Raw genomic sequence first — 14,691 nt, forward strand, 5'->3', positions numbered from 1 at the left:
ATTGTTATAGTGTAAAATTATTGTTATAATTTTACACTATGTAAATAGCATTTTTAAAGTCTTGTTAATTAAATATAGATGCTGTGGGAGGTGGTATGTCTTTGACTTTAAGAGTAAGTTTATTGGTTGTTGATTAAATTTGCTTATGACATTTTTGTTTTAAACTTTGTTGGTGTAAAACTGTTTAAAACAGTTTTAAGTGTTGTATAGTATTTTTATTTTTTATATCCAAAAAAAGGAGAGAGGAGAGGTTTATGCTTTTATCGAGAAAAATAAGAGATTATGGAGCTAAGTATAGAGGTAAAGAAATTAAAATGAGTACAGAGATAAATAGTTTTTTAAATCTTCGCAATACTATTGAGATGAGGGTAGGTACTTATTCTGTTATTGGAGTAATTTATTCTATTTCTATGGATTCTCTTAAGCTTATTTTTCAAGAAGATACAGTATTGCCCGCTTTGGCTAAAAATAAAAATTTAGGTTCTATTCAACTTAAGAAAAATTCAGATTCTAAGAGTAGTATGGCTTTTTTTCCCTTTTTGTCTGTTAAACTGCTAAGTGCTTCTTCCTATTCTTCTCAAAATAAAGAATATAATCTATTAGCATTGGAATTTTTATCTCCTATGCCAGAAGAGATTGCTATTAAAGTTGGAAAGCTTCTTGATTTAAAACTTGGACAAAATCAGAGAATTCATGAAAGGATTGTTGTTGATAAAGATTCTATTAGAAAGCTAAAAATTGATTCTGATAAAGCTTTTATTAAGTTTAATGGGTCAAAACATAAATGTTTAATAAAAGATTTATCTTATGGGGGTGCTTTAGTAATTTCTTCTTTTGATTATGGTGATGTCAAAGAAGATGCAATTGATTTGATTTTTAGTTTTGAATTTATGGATAAAGAAATTTTTATTGAGGGTAAATCAAAAAGTTTAAGCGTTATTCAGACTCCCAATGGAAAGTTTTTTGCGCTTGGTATTGCTTTTGATGAGGATAAGATACCACTTGAGTATACTATGCTAATCCATGATTATTTTAATTAATAAAAAAAATAAAATTTTTCTTATGTGCAAATTTGTTTGTAATGCTTAAAATTTAAGTTTTTTGCATTTGCTGGTTTTGTTGAGTTTAAAATGAGATAGTTTATTGTGCGATGGATTTAGATATTTGTTTTTAGATTTAGCATTGTTTTGCTAATGAGTATTTATGTTTAATTTTTAATTAATAAACCTATTTGAACTGGCTTTTTTTATTCTATTATTTATGGAGTATCCAAGTTCTTCATCTTTTACGAATTCACTAAGGATTTGCTTGTAAGTATTTTCAGAATTGACTAGTTCTTTATAGAGATTTTGTGCATACTCTTCAAGAGTATTAAATATTGTAATGTTTTTTTTATCCCACAAAAAATTAAATAAATAGGATTTTAGAGTAGATTTTGTGATAAGTATTTTTGTATCTTTGTTTAAATATCGTCTTATGTTGTCTTTACTTTTAAATAAATAGACAGGAATTTTTGGTTTGTAATGCTCTATTATGTTGCCAGGCGATTTTTCTAACTCTATTGTTGTTTTTGCATAATTTACTTTGTATTTTCCCCGAAGCTCTTTTTCTATCATGTTTTTTGTTATTGCTCCCGGTCGTAATATTAGTACGTTATCTTTTAGGTCAAATCCAATCACAGTTGATTCGATTCCAATATTAAAGTCTTTGTTCTCTGTTGTTTTTATTATTCCACCCACAAGTCCATTTAATTCTTTTAAGGCCATTTCAAAGTTTGTAGAGCTTGGTCTTTTTGATATATTTGCAGATGGTGCTGCTATGGGAACTTTAGATGCTTTGATTAGGTTTAAAGCTATTTTATTTGCTGGAATTCTTATTGCTACTGTGTTTAGGTTTCCACTTACAAATCTGGATATTTTTGTTGATTTTTTAAGAACATAAGTTAAAGGGCCCGGACTAAACTTTTTAATTAGCATTAAAGCACTTTTGGGAATATATTCTGATAGTTCTTTTATTTTTTTTACCGTGTCAACGTGAACTATTAAAGGATTATTAATAGGTCTTTTTTTTACTAAAAAAATCATTTTTACGGCATCTTCATTGTAAGCATTTGCACCAATTCCGTAAACTGTTTCTGTTGGAAATACAACAAGCTCTCCCATTTTGATAAGTTTTGCTGCTTTTTGTATTTGATTACTGCGAATTATTTCTGTTGACATCATCTTTTAGGCTTTTTTCTTTTTATAATTAAATCAAAAAAAATGTAAATAAGCAATTTGCAAGCTCAATTGTTTATTGAAATATGTTTTTGTATTATAATAAATTTATGAGGAATTTAATTGATGCTATCGTAAGAGATAATAGAAACTTTGTTTTTCTCTTTGTATTTTTTTTTGTTGCTTCTCATATAAATTCTGCTACGGTAGGTCTTGCTTCTTGGTACGGTGAAGCGTTCCATGGTAAAACTACTGCTAATGGCGAAAAGTTTGATATGATGGCTCTTACTGCTGCTCATAAAGAATTGCCTTTTAATACCGCTGTAAAGGTTACAAATCTTTTAAATAATAGATCTGTTGTTGTAAGAATTAATGATAGAGGTCCTTTTAGGAAGGACAGGATAATCGATTTGTCAAAATATGCTGCCGAGAAGCTTGATTTTTTGGGGATAGGAGTTGCTCCTGTAAAAATTGAAGTAATTGAAAGTGTAAATGAAAAAAGACCTTCTGTATCAAAATCTGGAGACTTTAAAAAAGCGTTTAATACCCCCATGATTGAAAAAGAAAAAAAAATCAAGCAATCAGAGGAGAGTATTTCCATTGAAAATAAATCTTCAAATTTATTAGCAGATTATTCAATTTCTGCTGACAAGGAAACAGATTTTTACATACAAGTTGGATCTTATAGAAAAAAAGATTATGCTGAGAGGGCTTATCGAATATTAAAAAAAGCGGGTCTTTTTGTTATAGTAAATTCTCATGGACCGTTTTATACTGTTTTTATCCCCACTAATGCTGATGATGTTCAAAAAAATATAGAGCTAATTAAATCTGCTGGATATAAAGATACTTTAGTAAGAAAAACCAAAGTTCCAGGTGAGAGTCTTGTTATGGATTAATTTTTTAAATTATTTTTTATTAAAATTGTTTATTTATTTTTTAAAATCTTATGATTATACCATTTATTGTGAATCCTTTTGTAGTAATTTTTTGTTCTAAAAATTATAATTTTTTTTGTAAAAATCTAAATTTATTAAGCAATTGTTTTGTTTTGCTTAAAGTTATATTTTATTATTATATAGTCATTTTATGAAATTTTTATTTGATATTCCTCTTCCAATTATGATTTTAGCACCAATGGAAGACGTTACTGATACTGTTTTTAGAAATTTAATTCATTTAATAGGGTTTAAAGAAGGAGAACCCCATATTTATTTTACTGAGTTTATTTCTGCAAAGGGAATTTTAAACGGATCAAAACAATCTATTCAGCATGTTTTTTTAAAACCCAATGAACTTAACCGGCCTTTAATTGCTCAAATTTGGGGGAATGTTCCTGAACAATTTTATAGAGCAATAGAAATATTAGGGGGCATGGGGTTTTGGGGAATTGATATTAATATGGGTTGTCCTAAGAATAAAATAATTAAAAAAGGAGTTTGTTCTGCTTTAATTAATAATAAATCTTTGGTTAAAGAAATAATTTTTGCAAGTAAAGAAGCCTGTGCCAAATTTAATTTACCTCTTAGCGTTAAGACCAGGCATGGATTTTCATATCCAGAAGTTGACGCTTGGCTGGGGTTTTTGTTGAGCTTTAAAATTGACATGTTAACGGTTTATCCAAGACTTGCTGTTAATCAAAGCAAAGGTCCTGTTAATTTTGATATTTTTTATGAACTTGTTAAATTACGAAATAATCTTAGTCCTTCTACCTTGATTATTGGCAATGGGGATGTTTTGAGTCTAAAAGACGCTAAATATTATGTTGATAAATATTTAATTGATGGGATTATGTTTGGTCGTGGAATTTTTAAAAATTTAAATTTATTTAAGTTATCTTCAAAACACTTTTTGGATAGTAATTTAAATTTTAGGTTAAATATATTAAAATTCCATATAAAGGATTTTTATGCTACTTGGGGATTTGAAAAAGATTTTAATAAACTTAAAAAATATTTTAAGATATATTTTACTGAGAAGGAAAGACAGAGTAAATATTTCTCAAATCTTATAAGTTCAAAAACTTATGAAGAGCTTTTTGAAAATTTAAACATTATTGATATGGTAGGAGATTTCTAAACAATGAATTGTAGACCTCTTGAAAAATATGATCCTAAGGCATTTGAGGATGAAATTTACAATAAGTGGCTTAAAAATAATGTTTTTTTGCCAAATAATTCTTTATTTGAAAAATTTAGTATGGTTGCACCTCCTCCCAATGTTACTGGCGTGTTGCATATGGGGCATGCTCTTAATTTTGTTTTGCAAGATGTTCTTGTGAGGTATAAAAGAATGAAAAAGCACAATACTTTGTGGCTTTTTGGTACAGATCATGCAGGAATAGCAACACAAGCTGTTTTTGAAAGGTATCTTAAAAATATTGGTAAAAATAAGGATGATTTTGAAAGAGAAGAGCTTATTCAAGAAATTTTTAAATTAAAAGATAAGCATAGAGATGTGATTGTTAGTCAGATAAAAAAACTTGGAGCATCTTATGAGCACTCAAGAGAAAGGTTTACCCTTGATGATAGCCTTTGCAAGGCTGTTAATAAGGTTTTTAAAGATTTATATTCTAAAGGTTTGATTTATCGGGGTGAATATCTTGTTAATCTTGATCCTGGATCTGGAAGTGTTGTTAGTGATGAAGAGATTGAGTATAAAGAAGTTGATGGTAAGCTTTATTTTATTAAGTATGTTATTGATGATTCTTCTTTTATTGAGATTGCAACAACTAGGCCTGAAACGATGTTTGGCGATACTGCTATTGCTGTTAATCCCAACGATGAGAGATATAAGTCTTTAATTGGCAAAGAAGTCACAATTCCTTTGACGACTAAAAAAATAAAAATTATTGCAGATTTGTATGTTGATAGTGCTTTTGGTACTGGGGCTTTAAAAGTTACTCCTGCGCATGATCCTAATGATTTTGAAATTTCAAAAAGGCATAATATTTCCAAGGTCAATATTTTAACTCAAGATGGGAAACTTAATAAAAATGTTCCTTTACGATATCAAGGATTAAGTATAAAGGATGCAAGATTTAAAATAGAGATAGAATTAATGGAAAAGGGGTTTTTGCAAGGCGTTAAAAAACATAAACAACAGGTTGGACATTGTTATAGATCGGGTGAGATTGTTGAACCTTATTTGTCTACTCAGTGGTTTGTAAGTATGAAGCCTTTGGCAGCCAAGGCTTTAAAGGCTTTAGAGAATGGTGAATTAAGATTCCACCCTAAAAAGTGGGAAAATACATATAAATATTGGTTATCAAATATTAGAGATTGGTGCATATCAAGACAGCTTGTTTGGGGACATAGAATACCGGCTTGGTACAATATTGATACATTCGAACTTGTTGTTAGTGATACTGATCCTTCTTTAGATGAAAAGAATGTAGGGAAGAGGTTTATTCAAGATCCAGATGTTCTTGATACTTGGTTTTCTTCTTGGCTATGGCCCTTTTCTTCACTTGGATGGCCTAATGTTACTACTGATTTTAAAAATTATTATCCAACAAATACTTTAATTACAGCTTACGATATAATATTTTTTTGGGTTGCAAGAATGGTAATGGCGGGATTAGAATTTACAGGGCAGGTTCCTTTTAAAGATGTTTATATCACACCTCTTTTGCGTGACAAGCAAGGTAAAAAAATGTCAAAGTCCTTGGGCAATGGAATAGATCCCCTTGATATTATTAATGAGTATGGAAGTGATTCTTTACGGTTTACTTTATCATTTTTGTCTGTTCAAGGCCAAGATTTAAATATTGATGCTAAGGATTTTATGTTTGGAGCTAAGTTTGCAAACAAGGTTTTTAATGCTTCCAAATTTATTCTTTTGAATTTAGAAAATAGAGAAATATTAAATGATTTGAAATTTAATGATGTTGACAAATGGTTGCTTACAAGCTTAAATTCAACTATTCTTGGCATAGACTCTTCTTTTGCAAATTATAAATATAATGAAGCTTCAAAATTTATTTATGAATTTTTTTGGAATGATTTTTGTGATTGGTATATTGAAATTAGTAAAATTGATCTAAGTAGTGAGAATGTTGATATTCAAAATATGGCTATTTCTAAGTTATTATTTTTTCTTAAAAAAGCATTGTTAATTTTACACCCGTTTATTCCTTTTGTTACAGAAAAAATTTATTCTGAACTTTCAGAAAAAGGAGATATTTTAGCTTTAAATGAATATCCAAGTTTTAATATTGCTAATAATTTTCAAGAAGAATTTGAAAGTTTTAAAGTATTTAAAACTTTCATTGTGGCTATTAGGACGCTTAGGAGTGAATTTAATATATCTTCTAGCATTAAAATTGATGTTGCGTTGAAATTTGATGTTGATTTTAAATATGAGGAATACTTTAAGGCCAAAGAAAGTATTGCAAAAAGAATGATTAATTTTAAAAATATATTTTACAATGAAAATTATGATAGCATGCTTGGTGTTGCTGTAGTTGGTTTTGAAATTTATGCAGATGTTAAGTCATTGATAGATAAAACTAAGGAGTTAATAAGGCTTGAAAAGCAGCTTGAAAAGTATAAAATGCTTAAGATTGCTGTTTCAAAAAAACTTAAAAATGAAAATTTTTTAATGAATGCTCCCAAAGAAATTATTGAATCTGAAAAATTAAAATTTGTAGAATTTTCTTCTTTAACTGATAAGATAAATAGTTATATTTTGAATTTAAAAAATCTGTAAAAAGTTGAAAATTATTATATAATTGAATTTTTATACTTAGCTTTTCGGCAAAAGGTGTGATCGCTATTAAAAATAGCATTTTGAGTTCTTAATTGTTACGTAATGTTTGAGGAGATAAAAAATTTGAATCTTGTAGTTTCATGAAGCTGCTTATTATCGTTGGTACATCTTCTTCTTTAATGTAAATTGATGGGAATGTTTTTCTTTGATCAAAGATAAACTCAAAATCAAGAATTAAATAAATTTGATTACTTTTTCGGGTTACGCTCAATTTTAATTCAAAATCATCATCGTCTTGGTATCGTTTATTAGGATTTTCTTTAATCATTTTTGTGCTTAATAATATTATTTCATTTTCTTTAATACTTTTTGGCCTGCTATCAAATAAATTTAAACTTTTGATTATATTGCTAGTATTTAAAAGATTAAAAAAATCAAAATTTCTTCTATATCCGTTTTCTTTTAGGATAAGTTTAACCTCTGAATCGTGATCTTTAATGTATGATCCGTTATGTTCAATTTCAATAATGCCTTCAAGGCTTGCATTATTTAGAACCTCAGAGTATTTTTCTTTTTTTATTAATATATCTTTTATAAAGAACAGATCTTTAATTGTGTCTTTTGCAAAAATATAATTATTGGATATTAAAAAGATTAAGGTTATAATAAATATTTTTATTGACATTAACATTCTCCTTTCTCTATTTGATAGTATATCATATTTGTTGGAATTGGTTTTTAAACGACTTATATTAAAGGCATTTTTAATTTTTTTGAGCCTTTATCATATGTCTTTTATTTCCAAATCCTTTTTCTATATGAATGTATTTGAAATTAGCAAGTTTTAAGCCATCTTTTACAATTTTTGCAGAGGAAAATGTTGAAAGCTTACATTTTGGACTGCTTTTCTCAGAAATTAAATTAAATATTTCATTGTTCCACATTTCAGGATTTTTTTTAGGATTAAATCCATCTAAAAACCAGTATTCTACATTTTTTGGAATTTCTTTAATTTTTATTTTGGCGTTTCCAATTAAAATTTTTAAATTAATATTTTCTGTTATTTTTAGTTTTAAATTTTTTTTTGGAATTTTAGGATAATGTTTTAGCATTAATTTGAAATAATCATTTTCTTTAACGAAGAACTTTGAAATTTGCATTATTGTGGTTTTTTTTAGTGGAAATTTTTCTATAGAATAGTAATTAATTTTTGAGGTTATGTTGTTTTCTTTTATGAATTTTAAAAGACATATAAAATTTAATCCTGTTCCAAATCCCAACTCCGCTATTAGAAGATTTTTTTTTGTTTTTAATTCTAAGTCCAGATTGCAACCTTTAATAAATGTATAAAAACTCTCTTCAATTCCATACTTTGGATTGTAATAGATGTCATCGAATTTGCTTGAATATATGGTGCTTTCTTTAAAAATTAGATTTTTCATTTTTTCATTTAATTTCATTTTTCAAGCTTACAGAATTCTGTAAGCTTGAAATTTTTAATTTGATTGATCAGAATAATAAGTTTTTATAATAAATTTTAATTCTTGTTTAAGATTGTAAGTTTTAATAAAAGTTTTTGACTTATAAATATTTGTAAATTTTAGTAATTCTTCCTTTAGAAATATGAAACTTTTTACCATTTCTACTTTTTCTTTAAGCTACGACTACCTTTTTATGCATACTAAAACTAAAACCTTATTTTTCAATAATCTTATAAAAAATCTTTTATAAAGATTAAAGCTAAGTAGCTAAACTTAGCTTTAATCTTCTATTATTGCAACTATTTCTTTTGCTTTTAGTATTAAATGCTCTTTATTCTCGATTTTTACAGCAGCTCCTGCATACTTTTCGTAAAGTACAGTGTCGCCAACTTTTACAGTGATCTCTTCTTTGTTAGAGCCAATGGCTACAACTGTTCCAATATTTGTTTTTTCTTTTGCATTTTCTGGTATGTAAAGTCCTGAGATTGTTTTACTCTCAGCTTCTTTAATTTTTATTAAAACTCTATCAGCTAAAGGCTTAATATTTTTCATTTCAAACATCTCCTTATGTTAATAATATTAAATATACGAAAAAATTGAGAGTTGAGTCAATATATTTATATAGTGCTTGAAAATTAAATTAATTTTCAAGATAATTTTGTTATTAGAATATCAATTTTAGGCAGGGTAATGGTTTGATAACTGTAAATAATTTGGAAGTTTCATTTGGGGAGAGAGTTCTATTTAAAGATGTAAATATTAAATTTTCTTCTGGAAATTGTTATGGAATAATTGGTGCTAATGGGGCAGGCAAAAGTACTTTTTTAAAAGTGCTAGGTGGAATGATTGAATCTACTAAGGGTGAAATATTTATTCCTAAAAATCAAAGAGTAGCGGCTCTTGAGCAAGATCAATTTGCTTATGATGATTATAAGGTTATCGATACTGTTATTATGGGTCACAAAAGACTTTATTCTGTTCAAAAAGAAAAAGATGAAATTTATAATAAACTTGATTTTAGTGATGAGGACGGAATTAGAGCTGGGGAGCTTGAAGCAGAATTTTCAGAGCTTGGAGGCTACGAGGCTGAATCTGATGCAGCAGTTCTTCTTAAGGGTCTTGGAATAGATGAGTCAATTCATAATAATTTAATGAGCGATATTGAAGGGGCTTTAAAGGTCAGAGTTCTTTTGGCGCAAGCTCTTTTTGGTGAGCCTGATATATTGCTTCTTGATGAGCCTACTAATAACCTTGATCTACAATCTGTTAGATGGTTAGAAGAATTTTTAATTAATTTTGAAAATACAGTTATTGTTGTATCTCATGATAGACATTTTTTAAATCAAGTTTGTACACATATTGTTGATATTGATTATGGGAAGATTCAAGTGTATGTTGGGAATTATGATTTTTGGTATGAAACAAGTCAAATTTTAAACAAGCAACTAAAAGATGCTAAAAAGCGATCTGAGGATAAAATTGCCGAGCTTAAGACATTTATTCAAAGATTTTCCAGTAATGCTTCTAAGTCTAGACAAGCAACATCAAGGAAAAAGTTGATTGAAAAGATAAAGGTTGAAGATTTAAAGCCTTCTTCAAGGAAGTTCCCTTATGTTAATTTCAAAAGTGAGAGAGAACTTGGTAAAAATGTTCTTACAATTAAAAATTTGACAAAAGAGTTTGAAGGGAATTTAATTTTAAATAAATTTAGCAGTATTATTGAGCCCCAGCAAAAGGTTGTTTTTTTGGGGAATCCCATGTTTGCAACTTTTTTATTTGATATTATAACAAACGAAGATAAAAATTATAAAGGTCATTATGAATGGGGTTCTACTGTTAATTTTTCATATTTTAATAAAGATAATGGGAAATATTTTGATTTAGATTTAAACTTAGTTGATTGGTTGCGTCAGTATTCAAAAGAACAAGATGAAACTTATATTAGGGGATTTTTAGGTCGAATGCTTTTCAGCCAGGACGAAGCTTTAAAGAAGGTAAATGTCCTTTCAGGAGGAGAAAAAGTAAGATGTATGCTTGCTAAGGCTATGCTTAGCGGAGCAAATGTTTTAATTTTAGATCAACCTACAAACCACTTAGATCTTGAAGCAATTACATCTTTAAATGCTGGGCTTAAAGAGTTTAAAGGAGTTATTCTTTTTACATCACATGATCATCAATTTATAGATACTGTTGCCAATAGAATTATTGAGTTTACTCCCAATGGAATAATTGATCGCTATATGACTTTTTCTGAGTATATTGATGATACTAAGATTAAGGATTTGAGAAATAACCTTTACGGTGATAATGCTAGTTTTAGGCTTTAATAGCATTTTTTAAAAAACTCAAAAGGTTTTTTGTTTTGAGGGGTATACTTTTTATATTTGTGTTTTCAGCTTCTTTTTTAAGGCTTTATTCTAGTATCAATTTATATTTTCAAAAAGCATTGACTGGTAAAGTTGCAGGCAATCCAATTATTGACGAAAAACGTGATACTATTACAGTTTTAACAAAAGATAGATGGTTGATAACCTATACAATGTCATTTGAAAAGAAATATTCTTATAGATTGAATAGAATTCCATATCCTTTTCTTTTGAAAGATTTTGATAATGGGTATTATGTTATTACAGTTAGAAATGAGGTTCAAAAGATTAAGAGAGGAAAACTTGTTTGGAAGTATAAGCTTGATTTTTCACCTTTGAGTGCTCCTGCTATGGGGAATGTTAGCATTTTAATTCCTCTTGTTAATGAAAGGGTTGTTTCTATTGATTTAAATAGTGGAAAAAAAATATTTGAGGTCAATATAGGCAGTAGGCCTGTTACTTCTCCTGTAGTTTTTGATAATGGTGATTTTTGCATTGCAAGTGAAAATGATGAAATATTTTTGTTTGATTCTTCGGGTAATAAGAAATGGTTTTCCAGGCTTGTTGCTTTTCCTTTTTTGTTAATGATAAATACAAAAAAGGAAGTAGTTGTTGGACATAAATCAGGACATATTGTTTCTTATGAGAGAGATTTTGGGGAAGTTGTTGGCTCTATTAAATTAAACTTTCCTATTAATTTTTTGTTTGAAAAGTTTAATGGTGAATATGTCGCAATTTCAAGTGTTGGTATGTTTTTTGATTTGAATAGAAACTTTAAGCTTAAATTCAAAAAAAGAATGAACTTTGAGGTTGAAAAAGCTGTTCTTTATAATAATAGAAATCTTTTAGTTTCAACCAAATCAGATGGAATTTTGTCTTTTGGAGAAAATTTTAATGTATCTTTTGTAGATGCTAATCTTAAGGATTTGTCAGGACTTAGTGCTAATTCAGGTATTATTGTTTTAGGGGGAGGTGATTGGGTTCTTAGTACTTATTATTACGAATATGACAAAAATCTTGATGTTAGTGTGTGGAACCATTTTAGAGGTAATAAATACAATCAAGGTAGAATAGATTTAAAAGAGAAAGGTTTTGTAGATTATGATAAAAATTATTTGCTTCTTGATGAAATTCTTAATTCTAGCTATAGTGATGCTGCTTATGATAAATTTTTAGGGATTTTGGATTTTCTTGCAACTAAACATGGAAATTTCCCCAAAAAATATTTAAATTTATATAAAAAAGCTTTTGATGTTTGGCTTTTGCCAGAAAAGGGACCCAATCGGATTGTTTCAAGGGGCAAGCTTTATAGATATTTTTTATGTGTTAATGATGAAGCTTCAATTAAGAGTTTTATTAATTTTGCAATTAGAGAAAGAGATATTAATAATATAATTACTATAGTGCAAACTATTACCAAATTTGAAAGTTATTATGGCCAAGACTGTATTATATATAATTATATACAGCATATAGTGTTAAATTACCAAGGCAATTTGGAAATAGCTTATTCTGTGATTTTAAATTTGAGAAATATAATTTTAAATTCAACAGACAAACTTCTAAAACTTTGTAAGAATAAGTATATAAATTTATTAATGTTTATGAGACGGCAAAATTTTTCTGAAAATATTAATAAGCACATTAATGAAATTATTTCAAGCATTCAAGATTGAATTATCTGTTTTGTATATAAATCTGATTATGTTAAAATTAGGGTAAATTAGTGAATTTAGTTGGTAAGGTAGATTATAATTAAATTTATAGGAGAATTTCTTTTATGAAAAAAATGTTACTAATCTTTAGTTTTTTTCTTGTTTTTTTGAATGGATTTCCTCTTAATGCAAGGGAAGTTGATAAGGAGAAATTAAAGGACTTTGTAAATATGGATCTTGAGTTTGTAAATTATAAAGGTCCTTATGATTTTTCAAATACGTATGAACAAATAGTAGGTATTGGGGAATTTTTAGCAAAACCATTGATCAATTCCAATAGCAACTCAAGTTATTATGGTAAATATTTTATTAATAGATTTATTGACGATCAAGATAAAAAAGCAAGTGTTGATGTTTTTTCTATTGGCAGTAGGTCAGAGCTTGACAGCATATTTAATTTAAGAAAAATTCTTGTAGGGTATTTAATAAAGGCTTTCGATTATGAAAGATCTAGTGCGGAATTGATTGCTAAGGTTATTACAATATATAATGCTGTTTATAGAGGAGATTTGGATTATTATAAAGGGTTTTATATTGAGTCTGCTTTGAAGTCTTTAACTAAAGAAAATGCGGGACTTTCTAGGGTATATAGTCAATGGGCTGGTAAGACACAAATATTTATTCCTCTTAAAAAGAATATTTTATCTGGGAATGTTGAGTCTGATATTGATATTGACATTATGGTTACAGATAAGGTGGTGGCAGTTCTTTTAAATGAAAATGAAGGAGGTGTTCACTTCGCAAGAGATATTACAGACATTCAAGGTGAAACTCATAAAGTAGATCAAGATAAAATTGATGTTGAATTAGATAATTTTAATGAAAGTGATTCCAATATAACAGAAACTATTGAAAATTTAAGAGACCAGCTTGAAAAGGCTACAGACGAAGAACATAGAAAAGAAATTGAAAGTCAGGTAGATGCTAAGAAGAAACAGAAAGAAGAGTTAGATGAAAAGGTAATTAATCTTGAGAAAGCTCAACAAAAATTAGATTTTGCTGAAGATAATTTAGATATTCAAAGAGATACTGTTAGAGAAAAGCTTCAAGAGGATATTAACGAGGTTAATAAGGAAAAGAATTTGCCAAAACCTGGTGATATAAGTTCTCCTAAAGTTGATAAGCAGCTACAGATAAAAGAGAGTTTAGAAGATTTACAAGAGCAGCTTAAAGAAGCTAGTGATGAAAATCAAAAAAAAGAAATTGAAAAGCAAATTGAAATTAAAAAAAATGATGAAAAACTTTTAAAAAGTGAAGATCATAAAGCAATAGATTCTAATAGAGGGTTAAATTCTAAATCTTCTAGTAAAGAAAAGGGGAAGGAAGAAGAAATAATTAAAGAGAAATCTCAAGCAAGTTTGGGCGATTTGAATAATGATGAAGACCGAATTATGCCGGAAGATCAAAAACTATCTGAGAATAAAAGATTAGATAGTGAAAAAACATTACAACCTGTTTTTGAAGTTGAGAAAGTAGATAAAATTTCTAAATTTAACAACAATGAGGTTGATGAATCGTCCTCTATAGATAAGCCTTCTTACAATGATTTTGATTCAAAAGAGGGCGGTGTAGATAACAAAGATATTAATTTGCAAAAAGCTAAGCCTCAAGCTAAAAGTCACCCCGATTCTTTAAATGAAAAAGAAGATTTAACTGCTATACCTATGGATTCCAGTAATCCCATATTTTTAGAGGTTATTGATCCGATTACAAATTTAGGCACGCTCCAGCTGATTGATTTAAATACTGGTGTTAGACTTAAAGAAAGTACTCAGCAAGGCATTCATCGTTATGGGATTTATGAGCGTGAAAAAGATTTGGTTGTTATTAAAATGGATTCGGGAAAAGCTAAGCTTCAAATACTTAATAAACTTGAGAATTTAAAAGTGATATCAGAGTCTAATTTTGAGATTAATAAGAATTCATCTCTTTATGTTGACTCTAAAATGATTTTAGTAGTTGTTAAAGACAGTGATAATGTTTGGAGATTGGCTAAATTTTCTCCTAAAAATTTAGATGAATTTGTTCTTTCGGAGAATAAAGTTTTGCCTTTTACTAGTTTTTCTGTGAGAGAAAATTTTGTGTATTTGCAAGATGAGTTTAAAAGACTAATTACTTTAGATTTAAATACTTTAAAAAAATCTGAATAATTTCGTAGTTTGATTAAAATTGTATCAATATTAAAAAGCTAAAAACTTTGTTT

At 28.0% G+C, this 14,691-nt stretch carries 11 protein-coding genes; 7 read left to right on the forward strand and 4 right to left on the reverse strand.

Annotation, left to right across the window (positions count from 1 at the left end; all coding sequences use genetic code 11):
- The first annotated feature begins 254 nt into the window (after positions 1-254).
- Positions 255-1,040 carry a c-di-GMP-binding receptor PlzA gene (gene plzA / locus HNP68_RS01615; RefSeq protein ID WP_183219728.1) on the forward strand — a complete coding sequence of 262 codons (786 nt, stop codon included), beginning with the start codon at positions 255-257 and terminating at the stop codon, positions 1,038-1,040.
- A 174-nt stretch (positions 1,041-1,214) separates the two neighbouring features.
- Here plzA and HNP68_RS01620 read toward each other — a convergent pair whose 3' ends face one another.
- Complete coding sequence (locus HNP68_RS01620) at positions 1,215-2,222, reverse strand: L-threonylcarbamoyladenylate synthase (RefSeq protein ID WP_183219730.1); 1,008 nt, start codon at positions 2,220-2,222, stop codon at positions 1,215-1,217.
- 104 nt (positions 2,223-2,326) lie between these two features.
- Between HNP68_RS01620 and HNP68_RS01625 the strand changes: the two genes are divergently transcribed.
- The 3 genes from HNP68_RS01625 (at position 2,327) to valS (ending at position 6,926) form a co-directional block, all read left to right on the forward strand.
- Entirely contained in the window at positions 2,327-3,115 is a 789-nt protein-coding gene (locus tag HNP68_RS01625; RefSeq protein WP_183219732.1) for a septal ring lytic transglycosylase RlpA family protein, read from the forward strand.
- A gap of 190 nt (positions 3,116-3,305) precedes the next feature.
- The gene (locus tag HNP68_RS01630; protein ID WP_183219734.1) at positions 3,306-4,295 is read left to right on the forward strand and encodes a tRNA dihydrouridine synthase; all 990 of its coding nucleotides are present in this window, start codon (positions 3,306-3,308) and stop codon (positions 4,293-4,295) included.
- Between the two features lie 3 nt (positions 4,296-4,298).
- On the forward strand, positions 4,299-6,926 hold the full coding sequence (gene valS, locus HNP68_RS01635; RefSeq protein WP_183219736.1) for a valine--tRNA ligase: 2,628 nt from the start codon (positions 4,299-4,301) through the stop codon (positions 6,924-6,926).
- An 88-nt stretch (positions 6,927-7,014) separates the two neighbouring features.
- Here valS and HNP68_RS01640 read toward each other — a convergent pair whose 3' ends face one another.
- The 3 genes from HNP68_RS01640 to groES all read right to left on the reverse strand — a co-directional run bounded on the left by HNP68_RS01640 (position 7,015) and on the right by groES (position 8,959).
- Positions 7,015-7,611, reverse strand: coding sequence for a hypothetical protein (locus tag HNP68_RS01640; RefSeq protein WP_183219738.1), 597 nt, complete (start codon positions 7,609-7,611; stop codon positions 7,015-7,017).
- Between the two features lie 79 nt (positions 7,612-7,690).
- Positions 7,691-8,368 (reverse strand): tRNA (5-methylaminomethyl-2-thiouridine)(34)-methyltransferase MnmC2, encoded by a 678-nt coding sequence (gene mnmC2, locus HNP68_RS01645; RefSeq protein ID WP_183219999.1) that lies wholly within the window; start codon positions 8,366-8,368, stop codon positions 7,691-7,693.
- A 318-nt stretch (positions 8,369-8,686) separates the two neighbouring features.
- Positions 8,687-8,959, reverse strand: a complete 273-nt coding sequence (gene groES, locus HNP68_RS01650) for a co-chaperone GroES (RefSeq protein WP_183219740.1) — start codon at positions 8,957-8,959, stop codon at positions 8,687-8,689.
- 143 nt (positions 8,960-9,102) lie between these two features.
- Between groES and HNP68_RS01655 the strand changes: the two genes are divergently transcribed.
- The 3 genes from HNP68_RS01655 to HNP68_RS01665 all read left to right on the forward strand — a co-directional run bounded on the left by HNP68_RS01655 (position 9,103) and on the right by HNP68_RS01665 (position 14,638).
- Entirely contained in the window at positions 9,103-10,734 is a 1,632-nt protein-coding gene (locus tag HNP68_RS01655; protein ID WP_183219742.1) for an ABC-F family ATP-binding cassette domain-containing protein, read from the forward strand.
- 35 nt (positions 10,735-10,769) lie between these two features.
- Complete coding sequence (locus HNP68_RS01660; RefSeq protein WP_183219744.1) at positions 10,770-12,449, forward strand: PQQ-like beta-propeller repeat protein; 1,680 nt, start codon at positions 10,770-10,772, stop codon at positions 12,447-12,449.
- A gap of 104 nt (positions 12,450-12,553) precedes the next feature.
- Positions 12,554-14,638, forward strand: a complete 2,085-nt coding sequence (locus HNP68_RS01665; RefSeq protein WP_183219747.1) for a P83/100 family protein — start codon at positions 12,554-12,556, stop codon at positions 14,636-14,638.
- The last annotated feature ends 53 nt before the right edge of the window (positions 14,639-14,691 follow it).

Origin of the sequence: Borreliella yangtzensis, assembly GCF_014201775.1 — a bacterium.
Lineage (GTDB): Bacteria > Spirochaetota > Spirochaetia > Borreliales > Borreliaceae > Borreliella > Borreliella yangtzensis.

Excerpts from the sequence above, each read along its gene's own strand:
- plzA (WP_183219728.1), top strand. The coding sequence starts at position 255 with ATGCTTTTATCGAGAAAAATAAGAGATTATGGAGCTAAGTATAGAGGT.
- HNP68_RS01620 (WP_183219730.1), bottom strand. The coding sequence starts at position 2,222 with ATGATGTCAACAGAAATAATTCGCAGTAATCAAATACAAAAAGCAGCA.
- HNP68_RS01625 (WP_183219732.1), top strand. The coding sequence starts at position 2,327 with ATGAGGAATTTAATTGATGCTATCGTAAGAGATAATAGAAACTTTGTT.
- HNP68_RS01630 (WP_183219734.1), top strand. The coding sequence starts at position 3,306 with ATGAAATTTTTATTTGATATTCCTCTTCCAATTATGATTTTAGCACCA.
- valS (WP_183219736.1), top strand. The coding sequence starts at position 4,299 with ATGAATTGTAGACCTCTTGAAAAATATGATCCTAAGGCATTTGAGGAT.
- HNP68_RS01640 (WP_183219738.1), bottom strand. The coding sequence starts at position 7,611 with ATGTCAATAAAAATATTTATTATAACCTTAATCTTTTTAATATCCAAT.
- mnmC2 (WP_183219999.1), bottom strand. The coding sequence starts at position 8,368 with ATGAAAAATCTAATTTTTAAAGAAAGCACCATATATTCAAGCAAATTC.
- groES (WP_183219740.1), bottom strand. The coding sequence starts at position 8,959 with ATGAAAAATATTAAGCCTTTAGCTGATAGAGTTTTAATAAAAATTAAA.
- HNP68_RS01665 (WP_183219747.1), top strand. The coding sequence starts at position 12,554 with ATGAAAAAAATGTTACTAATCTTTAGTTTTTTTCTTGTTTTTTTGAAT.